The organism is Acidithiobacillus sp., assembly GCF_023229925.1.
In the GTDB taxonomy this organism is placed as follows: Bacteria; Pseudomonadota; Gammaproteobacteria; order Acidithiobacillales; family Acidithiobacillaceae; genus Acidithiobacillus.
This window is the reverse complement of the sequence record NZ_JALNYM010000001.1, coordinates 965,128-986,197: the sequence shown is the minus strand read 5'-3', so window position 1 is coordinate 986,197 and position 21,070 is coordinate 965,128. Positions and strand designations below refer to the sequence as shown.

The window sequence follows — 21,070 nt, the reverse complement described above, 5'->3', positions numbered from 1 at the left end:
GTTTTGGTAGGTCTGGAATTATAACGATGCGCCAGCAGAAAGCCATGCCCGGGAACGGCAGATAGTGCCCAACACCCAACACTTCGTAGGGAGGAATCGCATTATTCGTGTGTACGCGGGTGGGCGTGGACCGACATCAGGATGCCCAGCCCAATCATAAAAGTCAGCATAGCTGTTCCGCCATAGCTTATCAGTGGCAGAGGCACTCCTACCACGGGAAGGATCCCGGTGGTCATGCCCATATTAATGAAAATGTAAAGGAAGAAAGTCAGGCTCAGGGTGCCGGCAATGAGGCGACCGAAGGAATCCCGGCTCTCGTAGGCGATTACTAGGCCGCGCAAGACAATGAGCAGGTAGGTGGAGATGAGGATAACCACCCCGACCAGACCAAATTCCTCGGCAAATCCCGAAAAAACGAAGTCGGTTTGGGCTTCTGGCAGGAAATCGAGGTTAACCTGGGTGCCGTTGAACCAGCCCTTTCCCCAAAACCCACCAGAACCTACGGCGATCATGCTCTGAATGATGTGGTATCCCGCACCCAGGGGGTCGCGTTGGGGATCCAGGAAAGTCAGGATGCGCTCTTTTTGGTATCCGTGCAGAAAATGCCAGAGCACCGGGCCGCTGACCGCGATCAGAATGATAAGCCCGACAAACCAGCGGCGGCGCGCACCCGCCAGCCACATCATGAAGATGCCGGCCGCGCCAATTTGTGCGGCTGTACCGAGGTCTGGTTCCTTGGCGATGAGCAAAAAGGGGATGGCGATAAGCACAAATCCCGCGACGGTAGAAAGCCAGTGGCGGACGTTTTCCTGTTGAGAATAATAATAGGCGAGGAACAGGGGAAGGGCGAGCTTCATAAGCTCCGAGGGCTGAAAGACCAACGGCCCGGCTCCCAGCCAGCGGCGTGCGCCAAGACTGGTTTTGCCCACCACGAGGGTGATGGCGAGCAGGATAATGCCTATGGCGTACAAGGCGGGTGCCCAGGCGCGAATGCGCTCAGGTGGTGTATTCGCGACAATTACCAATACGACGATGCCGACAGTGAATCGCAAAAGTTGGGCAAGTACCACGCGGATACTTTCCTGGCTGCCGCTATAAAGCACCGCGAGGCTGATGAGCATGAGTATCACGATACCTGTCATGAGCGCCGGATCCAGTTTTCGCAGTGGTCGCAGCAGGTGAATGCGCCAGTTCATGGGCTGACCTCCGGCGCTGTCATCGTATCGAGGTAGGCGTCGATTACTGCTCTGGCAACGGGACCGGCAGTACGACCTCCGTGGCCACCATGTTCGACAACCACCGCCACAGCGATGCGCGGGTGGTCGGCAGGCGCATAGGCGATAAAGAGTGCGTGATCCTGCCAAAGTTGAATCGTATTATGCAGTACCAGACCAGAGTCATTACGCTGCGCATGGTGTATCTGAGCGGTGCCAGTTTTACCCGCAACCGTATGTATATCATCGGCCAGCAATTTGCCAGTGCCGGTGGTCACGGCATCACGCATCGCATTCTGAATGACGGCAACGGTGGCTGGTGAAAAGTCCAGGGGTCGCGTTACGCTATCGGACGATTGTTCCAGATGCGGTGTAACCAGTCGGCCACCGTTAGCGATACTGGCGGTGGCACGCGCCAACTGGAGTGGGGTACTCAGCAGATAACCCTGTCCTATTCCCATCATCACTGTCTGTCCCTGGTACCACGTCTGGCCGTAGCGCTGGCGCAGCCAGTCCGGGGAGGGGACCACCCCCGCGGATTCCCCAGGTAAATCCACTCCACTGCGCTGACCGAAGCCAAAATGAGCGAGGCCGTTGCCGATCTGGGTGACGCCGAGGCGCATGGCGATTTGATAGAAATAGACGTCATTGGAATCACGAATGGCTTCGCGCAGATTTTCCGCACCATGACCGCCGGGTTTCCAGTCGTAATATTTGTGCTTGGTGCCGGGGATCTGGTAGTAAGTGCCGCCAACGAGCCGTTGATCCGCGGTGATGACCTTGTCATGCAAGGCGCTGAGTGCCACGAAAGGTTTGATGGTGGAGCCCGGAGGATAGCTGCCCCGCAGGAACCGGTTGGTCATGGGGGTGCCCGGATCATCCCGAAGTTTGGACCAGACGGCGATGCTCAGGCTATCGACGAAAGCATTCGGGTCGAACGCGGGTGCCGAATAAGCAGCGAGCACATCACCATTCTGCGGATCCAATGCTACCACGGCGCCCTGCCGCCCGGCCATAGCCCGGCCGGCAGCCTGCTGTACGGCAAGATCCAGCGTTGTATGGAGTGTTGTCCCCCGCCGGGCCAAGAGGTGCAACCGGCTGTGTACCGTGCGTCCGCGGGCGTCGACTTCTACCTCCTGATTGCCGGGCTGGCCTTTCAGCAGTGCTTCATACTGTGCTTCCAGACCGCTTTTGCCGATACTATCCAGCCCGGCGTAGTCCGCCATCTGGTCCTCGCGGATTTCCGCAGGTGTCAGGCGGCCCACATAGCCCAATACATGGGCGAAAAGCGAACCATAGGGATAGTAACGTTTAATCTGGGTCCGTATTTCCACCCCCGGAAATTGATGGCGCTGTACGGCAAATGCTGCCAGCTCATCAGGACGGAGATCCCGACGAAGGAAGACAGGCTGATAGGGGTGTGCATGTGACAGATCACGGCTGAAACGTTTCTGATCCTCCGCATTAATGCGTAGAATCTGCTGCAGGCGGTGGATGGTTTCGCGCAAGTGAATGGCCTTGTTCGGTGTGATCGCAAGTGCGAAACCGGTCCGGTCATCCGCGAGTATCTGCCCATGTCGATCGAGAATACGGCCGCGCAGGGGGGCGATCGGCAGCAATGCAATAGTATTATGGGCGGATTGGGTGGCGTAGTGGTCGTGATCTAAAACCTGCAGCCTGTATACCTGTGTAGCCAGTATGGCCGTAAGCAGGGTGATCAGTCCCGCTACGGCGAGCAGCCGACGGGTGAATTGCCGATGTTCTTGGGCGGGCAGTAATGCGTTCATATATGCTTCAGGCGCAACGCGTGACGCAGATAATCAAGCGTCAGCGTGAAAAGCGGCCACAGCAGGGCGCCGATTACAGGTCCTAAAAGCAGCGAAAAATGCCAGGTGATGGTGCCTGCCCAGGCTTGCCACAACCAGACCAGTAAACGGTGGGTCAGCAGTAACAGAAAAATGAAGAAAAGTTGTTCCCAGGACGCTAGGCTGCGGACCCGGGCAATGCCGGTATAGAGCAGGTAAATCATCACAACCCCGGCGATGGCCTGAGTTCCCAGCGTACCCCCGAGTACCATATCTTGAAGCAGACCGATCAGCCAGACGATGGTGAAGCTGAGTTCAGATCTGCTGCTGATCGCCCAATAGAGCAGCAGCAGAGCGACAAAATCAGGATGGAGTAAGGCATAAAGCGGGCCGCAGGGAATGGTTTCTGCTGTAAGTGCGAATAAAAAGCCGAGAATGAGCGCGATGGCGATCATGGTATTGCCGCTGGCTGCGGGGATGGGCTATCCCAGAGCATAAGCACCGTGCTCAGTTGTCCCAAACGAACAGCCGGTCGTACCACAATCTGTGCAAAGGAGTGGTCACCATTCCGGACGATGGCAGAAATCGTGCCGACATTCAGTCCCGGCGGGTAGCGCCCACCTAAGCCAGAGGTGACAAGTCTATCGCCGACCTTCAGAGAGGTGTTGCGCGGTTGAAAGGGTACGGTAAGGTTGTCAATATCCCCCTTGCCGTCTACCAGTAGGGGCGTGTCCGAATCTGCGGGCTGTACGGGAATGCTGCTGTCCAGGTCAGAAAGAAGAGCCACCTGGCTGCTCATAGGCGAAACACTGACTACCTGGCCAGCCACTCCCCCTGTGGCAAGAACCGGCTGTCCGACATAGATTCCCGCGCGCGCGCCCATGTTGACGATTAACAACTGGTTCCCGGGTGAAAAGTTCTGCGCGATAACCTGCGCGACAGCGACTTTCCCGGGCGGATGGGGGATGCTGTCGAGTAACGCAAGAAGCTGTCGGTTTTCGTTACGCAGGATTTCTGCTTCTAATAGTTTAGGGCGGGTACGGACGAGTTCAGCGCGTAGTTGGGCATTTTCAGACTCTAGCGCGGCACGGCTTTGCAGGTAGTTGTCAGCTTGCTGCCAGACCCTGGTTCCCCGCATGCTGAGCCACTGCACTGGATAGGCTATGGTCAAAGAAACACTTTCTATGCTGGGATGTTTTTCGCTGAACAGCGAAACGAATACGGTCAACAAAACCAGTACGGCTACGCGAAGAAGTGGCGGGTAGCGGCGGGGGAAAAACAATGCAGGCATGGTAGCTCTGGGGAAGCTGTAAGCTTAATCGTCGGCAAATACCTCACCCAGTAATTCCAGTTCTTCGAGCGCCCGGCCGCCGCCCCGCGCCACGCAGGTTAATGGATCTTCCGCAACGATGACTGGTAGCGCCGTTTCCTCCATGATCAAGCGATCCAGATCGCGGAGGAGGGCACCACCGCCGGTCAATACCATGCCTCGTTCGGCGATGTCGCCAGCGAGTTCTGGAGGTGTCTGCTCCAGGGCTAGTTTGATAGCACCAACAATGGCACCTAACGGCTCTTGAAGGGCTTCAAGAATTTCATTGCTGGTAATCGTAAAAGTCCGTGGAACGCCCTCGGCAAGATTGCGCCCGCGTACTTCCATGCTGAGCACTTCCTGACCGGGGTAGGCGCAGCCCACCTTCTTCTTGATCTCTTCGGCGGTAGTCTCACCAATCAACATGCCGTAGTTGCGACGAATGTAGTTGACGATAGCTTCATCCATTTTGTCACCACCGACACGTACGCTTTGGGAGTAGACCACCCCGCCCAGCGCGATGACGCCGACTTCGGTGGTGCCACCGCCAATATCCACCACCATGGAGCCGGTAGGCTCCGCAACGGGCATCCCGGCCCCGATGGCGGCCGCCATCGGCTCTTCAATCAGGTGTACTTCGCGTGCGCCCGCACTCATCGCCGACTCGCGGATCGCACGCCGTTCTACTTGCGTTGCTCCATAGGGCACACAGACGATAATCCGCGGGCTTGGGCTCAGGAAGCGTTGATGGTGCACGCGTCTGATGAAGTGCTTGAGCATGGCCTCGGTAATCTGGAAATCGGCAATCACGCCGTCTTTCAGTGGTCGGATAGCCGTAATGTTGGCCGGTGTGCGGCCCAGCATACGTTTGGCTTCCTCTCCGACATGCATCCGTCGGCTGGTAGCCCCATGCCGCCCCGTATGGATGGCCACCACGGACGGTTCAGACAGCACAATGCCCTTGCCGCGTACGTAAATCAGGGTATTTGCGGTGCCCAGATCTACGGCAAGGTCGGTGGAGAAGATTCCAAGAATGCGTTTAAATATCATCAAGTTAAAAGCCTTGCTGAAAATGGGAGGAAACCACTTTGAAGGGGCAGAAACTGACTGCATCCCCAACAAGCCGAGTGCAAAGGGCAGTCTAGCATGAGGAATGGCCGAGACCAAAGCTATGAAACTCGTGAATGAATGCTACCACATCCCTTTTGAAGGTGAGGCGATTGATGTGCGCGCGGGGTCGGCGCTAGGACCGAATGCCAGTCGGCCCCATCCGCAGCACAAGATCTATCCCTAAATTTCATGACGGTAGCCATCTTGTACCTCGCGTCTGCATGCACGAATTTGGGAGCATCCCCTTGCTCCCCCGAGGGGGGGGGGCGGAATAGGGCTGATAAGTCTAATCACCGTTTTTGTTTTGTAATAAGTAGCGCTTATTTGCGTTGTGCCCGGCACGGTGATTAGTTTATTGGCGCTTAATCCAAGGAGATTCACTCATGATTCGCAATGATTTCAAAGAACATTCGCGCATTACCGTTACCTGGAAGGATAAGGAAGGTAAACTGCGACCCGGCAATTTCTACGTCTATGCCCTCCTCAAGGACGCCATGATCGTCCGTGCTACGGACAAAGACGGCCTACTGCGCAAACTCGCCTTCAGCGACGTGCTGCGCGTGGTGAAGTATCAGGACATAGCGCCGCAGGATCGTTACATGATCCCCGATGAGATTCTGAAAGAGGTGAACTGGAAGGATCGGGATGTGATGGTGCGTTACAGTTCTTCACCAAATCGCGGTAAGTAGGTATCAGGGGGAAGGCGGACAGGACGCCTGGTCTCTCTCCCAGAGGCCCGTCTTGCCGCCGTCTTTCCGTATGAGACCGGTATTTTGTAGCAGCATCCCGCGATCCATGGCTTTGCACATGTCGTAAATAGTGAGTAAACCCACGGAAACCGCCGTGAGTGCTTCCATCTCGACGCCCGTCTGGCCGACGCAGTGCACTTCGGCACGACAAACAATCCGCGCCGGATCATGAGCAGGAGTCAATTCGACCTCGACACCCGTGAGGAGCAATGGGTGTGCCAAAGGGATCAGCTCCCATGTTCTTTTAGTGGCCTGAATGGCTGCGATACGTGCTACACCCAGAACATCGCCTTTCCCCATACGTCCAGACTCAATGCGTTCTAGCGTAGAATCCGCCATAATGATTTCACCTGACGCCAGCGCAACACGAGTCGTCACTACCTTCTCACCGATATCGACCATGTGGGCTTCACCTAGCCTATTAAAATGATTGAGTGTATTGACACCTGACATAAATCTGGCACTCCTTTTGCGTAAGACTATAAAGCTCGTGCGACTCAGAAAGCGGATATGAACTTTTCCAAGTGCCTCTGGCTATGGATGACTCTCTGGTTGGGGTAATACCACCCCGGCGGGAATCATGGTGTGATTGTCGTGCGCAACGATAGCGACTTTCACACTCCCCTTCCAGCCCCGCCTGGTTCGCTGATCTATCGGTTATCTTCGGGATCGGTACCGCATGCCGACCGCTTTTTTGTCGAGATACAGCGTGTGGTCATCGCCATCATGGCGGTCACCAGTGTTGAACACGGTCTCAAAAGAGGTCTAGTATGGGCCTTTTGGGGAAAGTTCCCAAGGAGTCGCAGGCATGCCGCAGGAGTTATTTGCAGAGCCGAGACGAGAAACCGCGCTGGCGGATCAGTTCGGTCGGCATGTCAGCTATCTGCGCATTTCGGTGACTGAGCACTGCAACTTTCGTTGCAGCTACTGTTCTCCAGAAGAAGGGACCCCCTTCTACGCGCGGGAAGACCATCTTCAGGCAGAAGAATATGATCGCCTGATTCGCATTTTTAGTGGACTCGGCGTTCGTCATATACGTTTTACCGGCGGCGAACCGCTCATTCATCCGCAGATTCTTTCCCTCATCGGTTCGGCACATCGTCATGGTGTGGGTAAGATCAGTGTCAGCACCAACGGATTACTTCTAGGGCGCCGCGCCGCGGCTCTGCGGCAGATGGGTGTCAATAATCTGAACATCAGTCTTGACAGCCTTGATCCCGAGGTTTTCGCACGGGTGACCAGAGGTGGTGACCTGGGTCGTGTGCTGGAAGGTATCGAAGCCGCTATTCTCGCGGAAATTCCACGAATTAAGCTCAACGTCGTGCTGCTTCGCCAGAATAACGGAAATGATCTGCCTGTGCTGGTAGACTATGCGATGCAGCGCGGCATCGATATACGCTTTATTGAGACCATGCCCCTGGGCGAGGCTGGGGCCGCCGCCCAAGAAATGCAGTTTTTGAGCGCCGCAGAAGCACAGCAAGTCATAGAGCGCCAATTTGGTCCGCTGCAGCCCGTGACCAGGCCCGCAGATAATGGCCCGGCACGCCTCTATCAGCTTCCTGGGGTGCGTTCCCAAGTGGGTTTCATTACCCCAATCAGCAATGATTTTTGTGCAACCTGTAATCGGGTACGCCTCACGGCGACGGGACGTCTGGTGTATTGTCTGGGTCAGGATAGCGGATTGGCGCTTATGCCCCTCCTGCGGGGGTCGAATAGTGACGGGCAGATCGCCGAGGCCATTACCCGGGGTATCTGGCGCGATAAACCGGAGCGGCACCGGTTTGTAGATGATCCAAGTCGTTCCATGGCGGTGTTCATGATGCGACTCGGGGGTTAGCCTTTCCGATTTTTGTTGTTTCCGGAATATGGGGCTACACGCCGTGCGGAGCATCGTGTAGACTGATCGATTAACTTTTCTTTCATGTAAACGAGTGACGCATGTACGGTTTTCAAGAAATCACCGCAGATCAGCTCAAAGCCTTAACGGAACAAGGGGATGCGTTCACCTTGATTGATGTGCGCTCGCCCGGTGAAGTTGCACGGGGCGTTATTGATGGAGCCAGGCACCTACCTTTGCATCTGTTGCCTATGTCACTACAGCAGATGGATAAATCGCAACCGATCGTTTTTTACTGTCTGAGCGGTGGGCGTTCGGCGCAGGCAGCGGCGTTCGCCGCGGCACAGGGTTTCGGCCAAGTGCTTAATTTACGTGGAGGAATATCTGCCTGGGCCAATCGGGGCTTTCCCATTGCGCAGTTGTCAGATTAATAAGGATATCCTAAAATAGGGGGGCTTAATCATCAAATCAAAATATTTGCCTTGCTGTTCATGCTTTTCCTGATAGAGTCCAGCAAGTATTCTTTGACAGACATCATAACCGAGGAGGTTAACCCATGGTACAAGAAGACAAGGTACTCGACGCCCGCGGACTGAATTGTCCGTTGCCGATTCTCCGCACCAAGAAGATGCTTGGTGAACTGACCTCTGGGCAGGTCTTGAAGATTGTTGCTACCGATCCGGGCGCAGTAAAGGACTTCGAAGCGTTTTCCAAGCAGACCAAGAATCCCCTTCTGGAGCATGCGGAAGCCGCTGGCGAGTTCATCTTCTTCATCCAGAAGGCCTAACTTAATAAGGTTGGGAAAAGAAGCCCGACCGGGAGCACAAAACAATGGACGAGAAAAAATTAGCAATTATTGCCACGAAGGGCACCCTGGACTGGGGTTATCCGCCCTTCATTCTGGCATCTACCGCAGCGGCGCTCGGCTATGGGGTTGAGATATTTTTTACCTTCTACGGCCTGCAGTTGTTGAAGAAAGACTTGAGCCATCTGCGCGTGAGCCCGCTCGGGAATCCCGCGATGCCCATGCCGATACCGATGCCGACGCTGATGATGGTGCTTCCGGGCATGGAAGGAATGGCTACTTCCATGATGAAGAGCAAAATGAAGGCAAAGGGTGTGGCCAGCCTGGAAGAACTGCGTGAGCTCTGTGTTGAAGCAGAAGTAAGGATGATTGCCTGTCAGATGACCGTTGATCTTTTCGAGTTTGATACGGCGGATTTCATTGATGGCATTGAACTTGGCGGCGCTGCATCGTTCTTTGAGTTTGCCGGAGAGTCTGATATTACGCTCTTTATGTGAACTGTCGATCTGCACTGCAGGTCAACAGGTGCGACGTGTTAATTGCTAGCGAGGAGCGAGTAAATGGCGACTTACGCTGAGATGAAAGAGATGTTTGACGAAGTCCGTGCGGATTTTCGTTATGATCACGAACTTAATGGCTGTTTGAATTGTGGCATTTGTACGGCTACCTGCCCGTCTGCGCAGTTCTATGATTATAGCCCGCGCGAGATTGTCCAGTTGCTGTGGACTGAAAATGTCGAGCAGATCTATGATGCGATGCAGGAAAAAATCTGGGCCTGTGCGCAGTGCATGACTTGTGCGGCACGTTGTCCTTTCAAGAATTCCCCCGGTGGTCTGGTCATGATTCTGCGCGAAGTGTCTATTCGTCATGGCATGCAGTCGGCGAAAGATGTGTTGCGGCCCTTCGGTCGCGTCATGCTCAAGCTGATCACCACCGGCAACCAGCTTTCTCCCGATATGATTCAGCCCGATCACTTTCCCGACTGGGGCCCCAATATCCAGAAGGTAGAAGGCGATCTGCGGATATTGCGTAAAGCCATTCCGGTGCGCACCTTGCAGACTGTGGAAACGGCGTGGGAAGTGTCGCTGAAGACCTCTGTAGAGATGTACACCATTTGGGAAATGACGGGCGTGCTCAAGTCCTTGGAAACCATGGACGAAAATCTCTTCGACGTGATTGAGGACTTCATTGACGAGAAGCGCGAAGATTACGAAGACTGGCTTGAGAGCCAGAGTGATAAGGACTGAGGAGTCAATCATGAGCGACAACAGCACGCAGCAAGGCGTAGCGGGTCACGGTGCTTTTTTTCAGGACACGAATCTTTCGGCGAACGAGGCCGAAGCGGCCACGGCCTGGGTGCGCAGCCACGTTGACCGGCGCACGATGGACCTCGGCGAGCGGATGGACGACATTCGTGATCACATGTGGGAACTGGAGAAGGAAGGCGAGATCATCGTCCACCGCATCAACGATGACCACAAGCCCATTGAAGTAGATACGCTGTTTGGCTGGAAAAAACGTGTTCCTACCAACAACCTCTGGCATCACAAGAGCTGTGGTCAGTGCGGCAACATCCCCGGCTACCCCACCAGTCTGATTTGGTTTATGAACAACCTGGGCATCGACTACCTCGACGAAACCGACCAGACCTCCTGCACCGCCTGGAACTACCACGGCTCCGGCATCGGCAATGTCGAATCCCTCGCCGCCGTTTTCCTGCGCAACTTCCATCAGGCGTACGTCTCCGGCAAGCAGCACGGCTTTGAGAATGGCCACTTCTTTCCCTTGGTGCACTGCGGCACCTCCTTCGGTAACTACAAGGAAATCCGCAAGTACCTGATCGAGTCGGCTGAACTGCGCGAAAAGGTCAAAAAGATCCTGGGCAAACTCGGTCGTCTGGTCGACGGCAAGATTGTCATCCCCGAAGAGGTCGTCCATTACAGTGAATGGTTGCACGTTATGCGCAACCGCATCGCCAGTGAAATGCAGACCATCGACATGAGTAACATCCGCGTGACCACCCACGCTGCTTGTCACTACTACAAGATGGTGGCGGAAGACGCCATTTACGACAACAGCGTGCTCGGCGGCAATCGCACAGCGGTCGGCACCTCCATGGCCCAGGCCCTGGGTGCGCAGGTTATCGACTACTCCACCTGGTACGACTGCTGTGGCTTTGGTTTCCGCCACATCATCTCCGAGCGCGAGTTTACCCGCAGCTTCACCATGAATCGCAAGATCAAGGTCGCCCGGGAAGAAGCCAACGCCGACGTGATGATCGGCATCGACACCGGCTGTATCACCACCATGGACAAAAACCAGTGGATCGGCAAAGCCCATGACATGAACTACAGCATCCCTATCATCGCCGACGTGCAGCTCGCGGCGCTCGCCTGTGGCGCCGACCCCTTCAAGATCGTCCAGTTGCAGTGGCATGCTTCACCCTGTGAAGATCTGGTGGAAAAGATGGGCATCAGCTGGGACAAGGCCAAGGCCGACTTCCAGGAATATCTCAAGCAGGTGGAACAGGGCAATGTGGAATACCTCTACAACCCCGAACTCGCCACCAATCAAAATATCAATATGCAAGCGAGCGCTTAAGGAGAAAATTCAGTGAGTGCACAAGATACAGTTCTAGTCGTAGGTGCAGGTCCTTCAGGTTTGTCGGCAGCGGCCACCATCGCCTCCATGGGGCGGAAGGCTGTCATCGTTGAGAAGGAAGATATTCTTGGTGGTGCTCCGATCATCTCTGGCTATGCCAAGCTGGTGCCATCGGGCGAGTGGGCCAAAGATGCGATCGGCCGTATGGTCAGCCGTGTGGAAGGCGACGGGAACGTCAGCATTCACAAATCTGCCAAGGTCACCCAGGTAGTGGGCGAAGCCGGTAACTTTACGGCCACCTTGAGCAACGGCGATAAGGTCGAAGCGGGTGCGATCATTCTCGGTACCGGATTCACGCATTTTGACTCCATCAACAAACCGGAATGGGGCTTCGGCACCTATGAAGACGTGCTTACCACCACGCAGATGGAGCAGATGGTGAGTGCAGGTCAGATCCGTTGCCCCTCCGATGGCCGGGTTCCTGAGCGTGTGGCTATCCTGCTTTGTGTCGGGTCGCGGGACCGCCAGATTGGTCGTGAATGGTGCTCCAAGATCTGCTGCACAGTTTCCACCAATCTCGCCATGGAGATCAAGGAAATTTCCCCGAGCACCGACGTGTTCATCTACTACATGGACATCCGTACCTTCGGCCTTTATGAAGACAAGTTCTACTGGAAGAGCCAGGAAGAGTTCAAAACCAAGTTCGTCAAGGCACGTATCGCCGAAGTCACCAAATCACCCGACGGTCGCCTGCTGGTCAAAGGCGAAGATACTCTGGTTAAGCGTCCTATTGTGATTCCCATGGATATCGTCGTTCACGCCATTGGCATGGATCCCAACGCGCTGAATCCTGAAATTGCCAAGACTTTTGGTATTGGTCTGGAAAAGCATGGATTCATTGATCGTGCGGAACAGTACACGAATAGCCAGGGCACGACGCGCAAGGGTATTTATGTGTGCGGCGCTGCTACAGGTCCGGAGGATATTGATAGTTCTATTGCTCAGGGTCAGTCCGCTGGTTCGCGTGCGGTAGCCGATCTCTACGGACAGCAGAAAGTTGCCAGCTGACATCTACCACAACGGGAACGAAGAGCATATCGTTCCCGCCTCACTGCCGATTGAGCTCGATAAGGGACTGCTCAGCAGATCTTTTTATGAGCTTGAAGAGGCATTCGAGGGGCAGCAGGGTCTTGCTGACCTGGTCAGTAGCCTGACGGAGAAGACGGCGAGTTTTCGTCGTCTCCTGCTGGAGGACAAACGGCCGCTGACGGACGCACAGATGGCGCATCTCGTGGAGCAGATGTTTACCGCGAGACGCAAAATCTGGCCGGTCATAGAAGAGCAGGGCGCTGCACGGGTAGGTGAATTGATGCGCGATTTGCTGGATGGTCACGGCGATCTGGCACAGCGCATGATGCGTTTTGAGGAGGCATTACCTGCTACAGGAAAAGCGAAACGCGTTATCAGGGATATGGGAGCCGAAGTTTTGCACTTCAGTGACCCAGAGCGGTATCCGCTGATGACGCGTTGGGTCTGGGATCAAAGTACGACCTCAGGCGCGGTGCGGGAGTTCATCCGTGGGGGCGACTACCTGACCGATTTCCCTTTCGGCGAAAGTCCGGAAATGTTTGAGGGTTTGCGCCAATGGATGCGGGAAGCGCTGTTAGAACTAGGGGTATATCGTGATGTATTTTATATGGTCGATATCATCCTGGCCCACCAGTATTCGCAATATGTGCGCGCTATGGCAGAGGGCTTTTTGCGTTCAGATTTTGGCGGCCAAACAGACTTTACGGAACAGATCCGTAAGTTGCTGGGCGTAGAGGTACACCGGCGGATGGGTGGCTCTCGTATCAAGAGAGACGACATTCATTGATGAATTAGGGTATAGGAGCGGCTATGGCTATTCATGAAAAAACACTGATCGATCCCGATCGGATTTTGCAGCACGATCATCTGGTAGTAGATGGGGTAGATGTTTCCGGTTCTTGGAACACCATGATTACCCCACGCACGCTGACGGACTATGAAGAGCATTTTGAAGAAATCATCCAGAGCTACAGCGGTGGTGAGAACGTGCATCGCTGCTGGCAGTGCGGTTCTTGTACCAATTCCTGCACCATGTATGCGCAGAACGTGGATTTTAATCCGCGTTACTGGATTTATCTGATTCGTTTGGGGCTGAAAGCCGAGCTGATAAAGGATAAAGACATCATCTGGCAGTGTGTTTCCTGCAATAAATGCACCAACATCTGCCCTAAGGATGTCCGTCCTGAAGGAGTGATGAAGGCGACAGCGCATTGGCTGGAAGAGAACGGCTTGACGCCCAAGACGCTGTCCACACATTTTGATGAAGAGTTCACGCATCAGTGTATCGAGTATGGGCGCATTGAAGATACTGAGGTGATGATGGGGTTTTTCAAGCGCTCCGGCCAGCCCATGGTGCAGGCCTGGATCGTGGAGTTTGGCAAACGTTTGACTAAGCACCTGCCTTTAGGCCAGTTGGCCAAAATGGGAATGAACACGGTGTTTCGTCCGAAGACCAAATCATGGGGTAAAACCGGTGAAGTCCTCGCTGAGTATGTGAAGGCACAGAAGGAGGCCGCTCATCATGGCTAAAGTTGCATATTATCCGGGCTGTGCGCTGGAAGGTTCCGGCGGACCCTATGACAAATCCACCCGCGTTCTGGTGAAAGAACTCGGTCTGGAGATGGAAAACCTCGAAGACTACAACTGTTGTGGTGCGATGGAAGTGAAGAACATTCATCCCATGCTGCAGACGTATATGTCCGCACGGAATCTGGCTATTGCCAGTAAGCTGCAGGGCTGCGATACGGTGATGGCGCCTTGTAATGGCTGCTATCGTAATCTGAAGCAAGCCGAATATGAGTGCGCTACTTCGGAAGAAACCATGAAAACGGTGCAGGAGCTCGCCGACAAATCGGGTGATCCTGTATATGATGGCGATGTGCGCAGCTTGCATGCGTTGGAATGGTTCATGGAAGAAGTAGGCACCGATGGCATCAAAAGTAAGGTCAAGAAGAGCTTGAATGGGCTGAAGATTGCCAACTACTACGGTTGTATGTACACCCGTCCCCGGCAGATTTTTCCGGAGAAGGATCAGGGTCCTGGCTCCGAGTCTTCTTATGCGCCACACTTTATGGATGACTTGTTATCCGCTGCCGGTGCCGTCAGTGTGGATTTTCCTCTGAAAACGGCGTGTTGTGGCGGCGCCCATACGCTATCGGATTCGGACACTTCCACCCAGTTGGTGCTGAATATCCTTCAGGCGGCGGAAGATGCGGGTGCGGAAGTGATCGCTACCGAATGTCCTACCTGCCATTCTGGCCTGGAAATGCATCAGGTTCGCGCTGAGACGGAATTTGGCATCAAGTCGAACGTCAAGGTGATTTACTTTACCCAATTGCTCGGTTTGGCCATGGGTCTGTCTGCTCGCAAAGTCGGCATCCCCGACAACGTCAGCGACTCGATGGATCTCCTCGCGGCCAAAGGTATTATCTGACGGTGTGGAAACGCGCCCCTTTGTGGGGCGCTTTTTTTTACCTGCCGCTGACACCAGGGGAAGGCTATGGAATGTAACGGTTGCGAATTCCGCGCCGAATTATATTACGATCGGGAATGCCAAATCTGGGTGCGACGTGAAGGCGACGGCACACTTACCGTGGGTATGACCGACATATCTCAGTCGATTGCGGGAAAGATATTGCACGTCCGGGTACGCAGGCCTGGAACACGTCGTCCGGTGGGCAAGCCGGTCGCCACTATTGAAAGTGGGAAATGGGCGGGCCCGGTGCCGAATGTCTTTGATTGCGTGATTGATGCGGCCAACGAAGATGTATTGGAAGATCCTAATCTTCTCAATATTGAGCCCTACGAAGCATGGATCGCACGGGTACGGCCAGTGGCTTCGGTAGATGTTGCGCTCGAAAAGCTGTCTACTGGAGACGTTGCCTTTGATTTGTACCGGCAGCGCTGTCTGCGTGATGATATTCATTGTGAACGAGGAATGCGATGAGCGATCACTACCTGGAGGATCAGGGCGAAAAGTCGGTAGTCATCGTGATGACCAGCGGGCCAAGCACGGCACATCGCTGTGCGACACCTTTTTATCTAGGCGCCCTGTTGTCTTCCATGGATGCTGAGGTTAAGATTTTTTGCACGATGGAAGCGGTCAGGCTGATGCAGGCAGGGGTCGCGGAAAATCTCTCGGCGATGGCTGGTGGCAAGCGCATTATTGACTTTATTCGTGACGCGAAGAATGCCGGGGTAGAAATTCATGTATGTCGTCCGGCACTTCCAGGCTATGAGATTCAGGCTGATAACCTGATTGAAGAAGTGGATGCGGTGGCGTCTGCCGGTGATCTCGCCGACTTGATTTTGTCCGTTGACCGATTGTTGTTTTTTTAAATAATGCTGCCTGGCAGCATGCTTTGTTTACCTAAAATGTGACCCCGAAGGAGAAAATGATGGGAACTGTACGTGGCTGTGAAATCCCCGAGGACCTGCTGTACAACGTGGATAATAACGTGTGGTTACGCAAGGAAGATGATGGCAGTGTGACCATCGGCATGACCTCCTATGCTTGTGCGTTGGCGGGACAGATCGTTTCTTATACGCCGAAGGGCGCTGGTAAGGACATCAAGAAGGACAAGTCGGCGGCGACCGTTGAGTCTGGAAAATGGGTTGGCCCGTTGAAGAGCCCAGTCAGTGGCACCGTCGTATCGAGCAATGATGATGTTGCGAAAGATCCCGGCCTCATCAATAAAGATCCCTACGGCAGCGGCTGGATTGCCAAGCTTACCCCGGCAGACTTCGACGGTGACACTGGTGAACTGAAGACCGGTGCCGACGCTTTGGCGGCCTTCGAAGAAAAGATGACTGCTGATGGTTTTGGCGGCTGCTGATTCGCAAAGCCGTCATGATCCAAGAAGACGGCCGCATTTGCGGCCGTCCAGCTTTCTCTCTGTGTAAAGGATGGAAATTCATATGAACCCATGGTTAAACGCTGTTTCTCAAGTAGAGGCTTTGGAGGATTTGGTCCTCAATGCAGATTTGGTGGACTCTATGCGTGAACGGTGGTCCGGACTGTCCGGTACTCAGGTGGGTCGTATCAATTTCTATACGCCTTCTTTTAAACATCATGAAACGTCGGAAGTCTCCGCGTGCGGGAAGAATGCGTTTCCCGCTATCTCCATCACCGGTGGGGACTGCAAGTTACAATGTGATCACTGTAAGGCGAAGATTTTGGAGCCGATGATTCCGGTGCGGACGCCAGAAGAACTGGATCGTCTGGTGGACCAAATTGTCCTGGATGGAGGCCGTGGGCTGCTTCTTTCAGGCGGTTCTGACCATCAGAACGTGGTCCATTACGAACCCTATTTTCCGACGGTGCGCAAGATTAAGGATCGCTATCCGAATTTACAGATTGCCATGCATACGGGTATTGCCACCCCGGAGTTTGCGCGCGGGATGGAGGATGCGGGTGTTGATGTGGCCATGATGGATGTAATCGGTGCACAGGACACCATTAGCCAAGTGTACCATTTGCGCCGTTCGGTGGATGATTTTGAGGCCGCCCTGGAAGCCTTGGTGGCCACCAAGATGAAAGTGGTGCCGCATATTGTCATCGGGCTGCATTACGGAGAGCTGCTTGGTGAGTGGAACGCTCTCGAAATTATCCAGCGGCATCTGCCCAGCGCACTGGTGCTGGTGGTCATCATGCCGCAGTACGCTTCTTCGAGTCGGCCTTTCGCGACGCCAGCAGCGGATGAAATTGGTAAATTCTTTATGGATGCGCGGGCAGCTCTGCCGGAAACTCCGGTATTGCTGGGCTGCGCACGACCTTCCGGTGTGCATCGCTCCATCACCGATACCTATGCGGTTATGGCAGGACTGAACGGGGTGGCCTTCCCCTCGGACGGCATGCTGGCCCTCGCCAAGCACCTGGAACGGGATGTCTTTGTGACACCGTCCTGCTGCTCCATGATTGTCGGTGAAGAAGTCCTGGCGCTCGGTGACGAGACGACCACTATGCCGCTGGATTATGTCCCCGTTGCACCGAAGCGTCGTACCCATCTGCGGGATATCCCGATCGTGTTTACGGCCTGAGACTGCATTGTTTCTTCTAGACTTCACGTTCGTCCGGTGGCTTGCGTTATGAACACGCATAACGCTAAAGACTGGCTTGTAGTCGATACCGGCTTGCGCCCGGCCGACGAAAATATGGCCTTAGACAAGACATTGCTCCTGGCGATGTCCGAAGGTCAGATTCCCAATATTTTCCGTTTCCTGCGCTTTGAGGAGTCCGCTCTGGTCGGCTATCACCAATCGCCGGAGCAGGAACTCAACCTGGAGTTCTGTCGTGAGCAGGGGATCGCGGTGCAGCGTCGTCTCACCGGTGGTGGTGCACTGATTTTTGATCCCACCCAGATAGGTTGGGAGTTGGTGTGTCGGCGGGACGCGCTGCCCCAGGGTGATATGGCGTCGCTGTCACGAAAGATCTGTGAAGCGGCAGCGGTTGGCTTGTCTCTTTTGGGAGTGACCGCACAATTTCGTCCGCGCAATGATATTGAAGTGGCAGGGCGAAAAATTTCCGGCACCGGTGGGATTATGGATGGAGACACCTTGCTGTTTCAGGGGACGGTGCTGGTCGATCTGGACATTCCGCGGATGTTGCGCGTACTGCGCGTACCGCTGGAGAAACTGGATGCCCATGCCATCTCTTCGGTGTCGGAACGGGTGACGAGCTTAAAAGCCTTGTTGGGTAAAGCACCGGAGTTGATGGCGGTGCAGAAGGTCTTGCTGGATGGTTTCCGCGCGCATTTGGGGCTGTCTTTCGTCCAGGGCGACTTGCCGGATGCCGTAGCCGCGCTGTTGCCGGAGGCGTTGGCGGAGGTGCGTGACGCGGAGTGGCTCGGCATCAACCGCCGTGCGCGCGACGATATGCCGTTGCGTAAAGCGACGTTACGCGCCCCCGGTGGCACGCTGCGAGCGGAAATGCTCTGGGATAGCTATGGGAATCGTGTGCGGCAGGTTCACTTTAGCGGTGATTATTTTGTTCAGCCGCGGCGCGCTATCGTCGATCTGGAGGCGGCGCTGCGTAATGTCCATCTGAATGACGTGGATGGCATTATCGAGGGATTATTCGAGAAACAGGCTGTCGATGGTTTCGGCTTACAGCCGGAACATTTCGCGACGGTATTGCGGATGGCGGCAAAAGACGCGTGAACCCCTTAGCCATAGATGTACTGGTGATAGGTGCTGGTCCGGCCGGCGCCGCGGCAGCGCGTGCCGCTGCGGGCAAGGGCCTGACGGTGATCTGCGTGGATCGCCGTGCGGAGGTCGGTGTTCCGGTGCAATGTGCCGAGTTTGTCCCCATGCCGCTCTTGCGTACCGTACATGAAACGGATTCGCGGGTGCAGGACATAGAAGGGATGTTGACGGTACTACCATCCGGGCTACAGCACCACAGTGTCTTCCCCGGCATGATGATTGACCGGGCACGTTTTGATCAGGGGTTGGCGGAGTTGGCGCAGGCGGCGGGCGCGCAGGTGGAAATGCGTTGCCGATTCCTCGCCTGGGATGGCGCAGTGGCCCGCTTGCGGCGCGGCACGGATGAGGAGTTGACGGTGCGTCCCCGCTTGCTGATTGGTGCCGATGGGCCACATAGTCTGGTGGCGGCAGCGGTGGGCATGCCGCATCAACAGGTTGTTTATACCCGTCAGTATACGGTGCCGTTGCTGCGTTCCTATGCGGATACGGATATTTTCCTCTCGGACGCCTTTCCTGGCGGCTATGGCTGGTTGTTTCCCCGCGGGCCGGTGGCGAATCTTGGATTGGGTGCGGATCGGCGTTTTGAGGATAATCTTAAATTGCCGCTGGAGCAGTTGCATTGGCAGATGGTAGAGCGCGGCATCATCGGCGAAGCCGTCCTCGGACGTACCGGTGGCGCGATTCCCGTGGGCGGTATTCGGCTGATGGTACATGGCAACGTGGTGCTTGCCGGGGACGCGGCGGGGCTGACCCATCCCATTACCGGTGCGGGCATCCCCGCTGCGGTGATCAGCGGGGAGGGCGCAGGACTGGCCGCTGCTGATTATCTGGCGGGCGATGGGGAAGCATTGGAGAGTTACGCCGAGGATATGCAGGATCAATTTGGCCCGGCCCTGGCGCGGGCCGTGCAGCGGAGAAAATCTTTGGAAGCCGTGTGGCGACAGCCTGCGGCCCAGAAAGACAGGGTGATGCGATCCGGTTGGATCGCCTTTGATGAATACTTTGCCGCCTAAGGCGGAATGACAGGAGGAGCTTCCATGAGTGCGGTAGCGCAAGAAAATTCCCAGCCCTTGAACTTTTATCGCCCGGATTATTTCGTCAAAACGCCGACGATGCGGTCGCCGGAGTATGTGCAGCTCAGCACCGCAGCGGCGATTACCCTGGGCCTGGTGCCAGGAGTGATGCACCGAACCTCCTGTACCAATTGCCTGAACCTGTTGATGACCTATCCGGAAGGTTGCCGTGCCAATTGTACCTATTGTGGTCTGGCCCGGCACCGCGAAGAGAGCCGTGATTACGCCGACCGCAACTTCATCCGGGTGGACTGGCCGACGGTGCGCGTGGATGAAATGCTCGAACGTATCGCCAAGAACAGCGACAAGGGTCAGTTCCAGCGTATGTGCATCAGTATGATCACCCACCCCGATTCCGACCATGATACCCAAGTCATACTGAAGCGCTGGATGGAAGTGGCGCCCCACATTCCCGCCTCCATCCTATCCAATCCGACCACCATGGAGAAGCAGGATCTGATCGACCTCAAGGCGATGGGTGCCGATATATTTACCGTCGCATTGGATGCCGTGACGCCGGAAATCTTTGAGCGTACCCGTGGCAAGACGGTGCAGAGCCCTCATTCCTGGGATAAGTACTGGCAGACCATCGAGTGGGCGGCAGAAATTTACGGACCCGAGAAATTCGGCGCGCACTTGATCTGCGGCATGGGCGAGACGGAGCAGGAAATCCTCGCCGTCTGTCAGAAGATGAAAGATATGGGTGGTCACAACCACATGTTTGCCTTCTTCCCAGAGAAGGGCTCCATGATGGAAGATTGGGACGCCGTGCCCCAGGACCATTGGCGCCGGGTGCAGTTGGGCCGATTCCTGATTGACTATGCGGGTGGCCGTTATGAGGATATGGAGTTTGATCAGTATGGTCGCGTACTGGGTTTCGGTTATCCCCAGGCGGAATTGGAAGACATCATCAACTCCGGTAAGCCCTTTCAGACCTCCGGCTGCCCAGGGAAGGATGACGAAGAAGTCAGCGCCTGTAATCGGCCTTATGGGGATTCGTCGCCTTCGGATATCCGCTCCTTTCCCTTTGCGCTGAACAAGGAAGATGTGGAAATCGTGCGGCGCCAGATGCGATTGCAGGATTTGCAGTTTTTGGGCTAGCGCCAAGGTCTCATCCCGAATCGGGGTGTATTATGTAATGCGCATATAGGGGCTTTGGCCCCTTTTTTGTTGAGTTTATGTGCGTTCTCTTATAGGTCTTTATAATATTTATTATTGCTAATAAACCATCATTTTGTGGGTTGATAAACGGATTAAAAAAATGATAGAACCAA

Annotated in this window: 24 protein-coding genes; 18 read left to right on the top strand and 6 right to left on the bottom strand. The window is 55.1% G+C overall.

Annotated elements, in window-relative coordinates; translation table 11 throughout:
• Positions 1-101: 101 nt before the first annotated feature.
• The 5 genes from rodA to M0P56_RS04955 are packed head-to-tail and all read right to left on the bottom strand — an operon-like array spanning position 102 to position 5,375.
• Complete coding sequence (gene rodA / locus M0P56_RS04975) at positions 102-1,196, bottom strand: rod shape-determining protein RodA (RefSeq protein ID WP_291508942.1); 1,095 nt, start codon at positions 1,194-1,196, stop codon at positions 102-104.
• On the bottom strand, positions 1,193-3,001 hold the full coding sequence (gene mrdA, locus M0P56_RS04970) for a penicillin-binding protein 2 (RefSeq protein ID WP_291508941.1): 1,809 nt from the start codon (positions 2,999-3,001) through the stop codon (positions 1,193-1,195). The genes rodA and mrdA overlap by 4 nt, the downstream gene beginning before the upstream one ends.
• Positions 2,998-3,474 carry a rod shape-determining protein MreD gene (gene mreD / locus M0P56_RS04965; protein WP_291508940.1) on the bottom strand — a complete coding sequence of 159 codons (477 nt, stop codon included), beginning with the start codon at positions 3,472-3,474 and terminating at the stop codon, positions 2,998-3,000. Before mreD ends, mrdA begins: the two co-directional genes overlap by 4 nt.
• Entirely contained in the window at positions 3,471-4,310 is an 840-nt protein-coding gene (mreC, locus tag M0P56_RS04960) for a rod shape-determining protein MreC (protein WP_291508939.1), read from the bottom strand. The genes mreD and mreC overlap by 4 nt, the downstream gene beginning before the upstream one ends.
• A 24-nt stretch (positions 4,311-4,334) precedes the next feature.
• Positions 4,335-5,375, bottom strand: coding sequence for a rod shape-determining protein (locus tag M0P56_RS04955; protein WP_366110501.1), 1,041 nt, complete (start codon positions 5,373-5,375; stop codon positions 4,335-4,337).
• Between the two features lie 446 nt (positions 5,376-5,821).
• Between M0P56_RS04955 and M0P56_RS04950 the strand changes: the two genes are divergently transcribed.
• A complete protein-coding gene (locus M0P56_RS04950; protein WP_291508937.1) occupies positions 5,822-6,127 on the top strand; it encodes a hypothetical protein in 306 nt (101 codons plus the stop codon).
• A 3-nt stretch (positions 6,128-6,130) separates the two neighbouring features.
• On the opposite strand, the gene moaC is transcribed toward M0P56_RS04950, so the two are convergent.
• Positions 6,131-6,640 carry a cyclic pyranopterin monophosphate synthase MoaC gene (gene moaC / locus M0P56_RS04945; RefSeq protein WP_291508936.1) on the bottom strand — a complete coding sequence of 170 codons (510 nt, stop codon included), beginning with the start codon at positions 6,638-6,640 and terminating at the stop codon, positions 6,131-6,133.
• 355 nt (positions 6,641-6,995) lie between these two features.
• Between moaC and moaA the strand changes: the two genes are divergently transcribed.
• The 17 genes from moaA to M0P56_RS04860 all read left to right on the top strand — a co-directional run bounded on the left by moaA (position 6,996) and on the right by M0P56_RS04860 (position 20,897).
• Positions 6,996-8,024 (top strand): GTP 3',8-cyclase MoaA, encoded by a 1,029-nt coding sequence (moaA, locus tag M0P56_RS04940; protein ID WP_291508935.1) that lies wholly within the window; start codon positions 6,996-6,998, stop codon positions 8,022-8,024.
• Positions 8,025-8,125: 101 nt separating this feature from the next.
• Positions 8,126-8,455, top strand: a complete 330-nt coding sequence (locus tag M0P56_RS04935; RefSeq protein WP_291508934.1) for a rhodanese-like domain-containing protein — start codon at positions 8,126-8,128, stop codon at positions 8,453-8,455.
• A 125-nt stretch (positions 8,456-8,580) separates the two neighbouring features.
• The gene (locus M0P56_RS04930) at positions 8,581-8,811 is read left to right on the top strand and encodes a sulfurtransferase TusA family protein (protein WP_291508933.1); all 231 of its coding nucleotides are present in this window, start codon (positions 8,581-8,583) and stop codon (positions 8,809-8,811) included.
• 44 nt (positions 8,812-8,855) lie between these two features.
• Positions 8,856-9,326, top strand: a complete 471-nt coding sequence (locus M0P56_RS04925) for a DsrE/DsrF/DrsH-like family protein (protein ID WP_009562304.1) — start codon at positions 8,856-8,858, stop codon at positions 9,324-9,326.
• Positions 9,327-9,389: 63 nt separating this feature from the next.
• Positions 9,390-10,076: a 4Fe-4S dicluster domain-containing protein gene (locus M0P56_RS04920; RefSeq protein ID WP_291508932.1), complete on the top strand. Its 687-nt coding sequence runs from the start codon at positions 9,390-9,392 to the stop codon at positions 10,074-10,076.
• Positions 10,077-10,086: 10 nt separating this feature from the next.
• Positions 10,087-11,430 carry a heterodisulfide reductase-related iron-sulfur binding cluster gene (locus tag M0P56_RS04915; RefSeq protein ID WP_291508931.1) on the top strand — a complete coding sequence of 448 codons (1,344 nt, stop codon included), beginning with the start codon at positions 10,087-10,089 and terminating at the stop codon, positions 11,428-11,430.
• Between the two features lie 12 nt (positions 11,431-11,442).
• Positions 11,443-12,498, top strand: coding sequence for an FAD-dependent oxidoreductase (locus M0P56_RS04910; RefSeq protein ID WP_291508930.1), 1,056 nt, complete (start codon positions 11,443-11,445; stop codon positions 12,496-12,498).
• On the top strand, positions 12,488-13,306 hold the full coding sequence (locus tag M0P56_RS04905) for a hypothetical protein (RefSeq protein WP_291508929.1): 819 nt from the start codon (positions 12,488-12,490) through the stop codon (positions 13,304-13,306). The genes M0P56_RS04910 and M0P56_RS04905 overlap by 11 nt, the downstream gene beginning before the upstream one ends.
• A 23-nt stretch (positions 13,307-13,329) precedes the next feature.
• Positions 13,330-14,049, top strand: coding sequence for a 4Fe-4S dicluster domain-containing protein (locus tag M0P56_RS04900; protein WP_291508928.1), 720 nt, complete (start codon positions 13,330-13,332; stop codon positions 14,047-14,049).
• Positions 14,042-14,953 (top strand): CoB--CoM heterodisulfide reductase iron-sulfur subunit B family protein, encoded by a 912-nt coding sequence (locus tag M0P56_RS04895; RefSeq protein WP_291508927.1) that lies wholly within the window; start codon positions 14,042-14,044, stop codon positions 14,951-14,953. Before M0P56_RS04900 ends, M0P56_RS04895 begins: the two co-directional genes overlap by 8 nt.
• A gap of 66 nt (positions 14,954-15,019) precedes the next feature.
• The gene (locus M0P56_RS04890) at positions 15,020-15,466 is read left to right on the top strand and encodes a glycine cleavage system protein H (RefSeq protein WP_291508926.1); all 447 of its coding nucleotides are present in this window, start codon (positions 15,020-15,022) and stop codon (positions 15,464-15,466) included.
• Positions 15,463-15,858: a DsrE family protein gene (locus M0P56_RS04885; RefSeq protein ID WP_291508925.1), complete on the top strand. Its 396-nt coding sequence runs from the start codon at positions 15,463-15,465 to the stop codon at positions 15,856-15,858. The genes M0P56_RS04890 and M0P56_RS04885 overlap by 4 nt, the downstream gene beginning before the upstream one ends.
• Positions 15,859-15,914: 56 nt before the next feature.
• A complete protein-coding gene (locus M0P56_RS04880; protein ID WP_291508924.1) occupies positions 15,915-16,355 on the top strand; it encodes a glycine cleavage system protein H in 441 nt (146 codons plus the stop codon).
• Between the two features lie 82 nt (positions 16,356-16,437).
• Positions 16,438-17,559, top strand: a complete 1,122-nt coding sequence (locus M0P56_RS04875) for a radical SAM protein (RefSeq protein WP_291508923.1) — start codon at positions 16,438-16,440, stop codon at positions 17,557-17,559.
• 48 nt (positions 17,560-17,607) lie between these two features.
• Positions 17,608-18,678, top strand: coding sequence for a lipoate--protein ligase family protein (locus M0P56_RS04870; protein ID WP_291508922.1), 1,071 nt, complete (start codon positions 17,608-17,610; stop codon positions 18,676-18,678).
• Entirely contained in the window at positions 18,675-19,736 is a 1,062-nt protein-coding gene (locus tag M0P56_RS04865) for an NAD(P)/FAD-dependent oxidoreductase (RefSeq protein ID WP_291508921.1), read from the top strand. Before M0P56_RS04870 ends, M0P56_RS04865 begins: the two co-directional genes overlap by 4 nt.
• Before the next feature lie 24 nt (positions 19,737-19,760).
• On the top strand, positions 19,761-20,897 hold the full coding sequence (locus M0P56_RS04860; RefSeq protein ID WP_291508920.1) for a radical SAM protein: 1,137 nt from the start codon (positions 19,761-19,763) through the stop codon (positions 20,895-20,897).
• Positions 20,898-21,070: the final 173 nt, after the last annotated feature.

What these genes read in the sequence shown, in the direction of transcription:
- M0P56_RS04950 (WP_291508937.1), top strand. Translation starts at nt 5,822, where the DNA reads ATGATTCGCAATGATTTCAAAGAACATTCGCGCATTACCGTTACCTGG.
- rodA (WP_291508942.1), bottom strand. Translation starts at nt 1,196, where the DNA reads ATGAACTGGCGCATTCACCTGCTGCGACCACTGCGAAAACTGGATCCG.
- M0P56_RS04890 (WP_291508926.1), top strand. Translation starts at nt 15,020, where the DNA reads ATGGAATGTAACGGTTGCGAATTCCGCGCCGAATTATATTACGATCGG.
- M0P56_RS04900 (WP_291508928.1), top strand. Translation starts at nt 13,330, where the DNA reads ATGGCTATTCATGAAAAAACACTGATCGATCCCGATCGGATTTTGCAG.
- M0P56_RS04860 (WP_291508920.1), top strand. Translation starts at nt 19,761, where the DNA reads ATGAGTGCGGTAGCGCAAGAAAATTCCCAGCCCTTGAACTTTTATCGC.
- M0P56_RS04875 (WP_291508923.1), top strand. Translation starts at nt 16,438, where the DNA reads ATGAACCCATGGTTAAACGCTGTTTCTCAAGTAGAGGCTTTGGAGGAT.
- moaC (WP_291508936.1), bottom strand. Translation starts at nt 6,640, where the DNA reads ATGTCAGGTGTCAATACACTCAATCATTTTAATAGGCTAGGTGAAGCC.
- M0P56_RS04895 (WP_291508927.1), top strand. Translation starts at nt 14,042, where the DNA reads ATGGCTAAAGTTGCATATTATCCGGGCTGTGCGCTGGAAGGTTCCGGC.
- M0P56_RS04880 (WP_291508924.1), top strand. Translation starts at nt 15,915, where the DNA reads ATGATGGGAACTGTACGTGGCTGTGAAATCCCCGAGGACCTGCTGTAC.
- M0P56_RS04920 (WP_291508932.1), top strand. Translation starts at nt 9,390, where the DNA reads ATGGCGACTTACGCTGAGATGAAAGAGATGTTTGACGAAGTCCGTGCG.
- M0P56_RS04935 (WP_291508934.1), top strand. Translation starts at nt 8,126, where the DNA reads ATGTACGGTTTTCAAGAAATCACCGCAGATCAGCTCAAAGCCTTAACG.
- M0P56_RS04930 (WP_291508933.1), top strand. Translation starts at nt 8,581, where the DNA reads ATGGTACAAGAAGACAAGGTACTCGACGCCCGCGGACTGAATTGTCCG.
- mreC (WP_291508939.1), bottom strand. Translation starts at nt 4,310, where the DNA reads ATGCCTGCATTGTTTTTCCCCCGCCGCTACCCGCCACTTCTTCGCGTA.
- M0P56_RS04885 (WP_291508925.1), top strand. Translation starts at nt 15,463, where the DNA reads ATGAGCGATCACTACCTGGAGGATCAGGGCGAAAAGTCGGTAGTCATC.
- M0P56_RS04870 (WP_291508922.1), top strand. Translation starts at nt 17,608, where the DNA reads ATGAACACGCATAACGCTAAAGACTGGCTTGTAGTCGATACCGGCTTG.
- moaA (WP_291508935.1), top strand. Translation starts at nt 6,996, where the DNA reads ATGCCGCAGGAGTTATTTGCAGAGCCGAGACGAGAAACCGCGCTGGCG.
- M0P56_RS04925 (WP_009562304.1), top strand. Translation starts at nt 8,856, where the DNA reads ATGGACGAGAAAAAATTAGCAATTATTGCCACGAAGGGCACCCTGGAC.
- M0P56_RS04915 (WP_291508931.1), top strand. Translation starts at nt 10,087, where the DNA reads ATGAGCGACAACAGCACGCAGCAAGGCGTAGCGGGTCACGGTGCTTTT.
- mrdA (WP_291508941.1), bottom strand. Translation starts at nt 3,001, where the DNA reads ATGAACGCATTACTGCCCGCCCAAGAACATCGGCAATTCACCCGTCGG.
- mreD (WP_291508940.1), bottom strand. Translation starts at nt 3,474, where the DNA reads ATGATCGCCATCGCGCTCATTCTCGGCTTTTTATTCGCACTTACAGCA.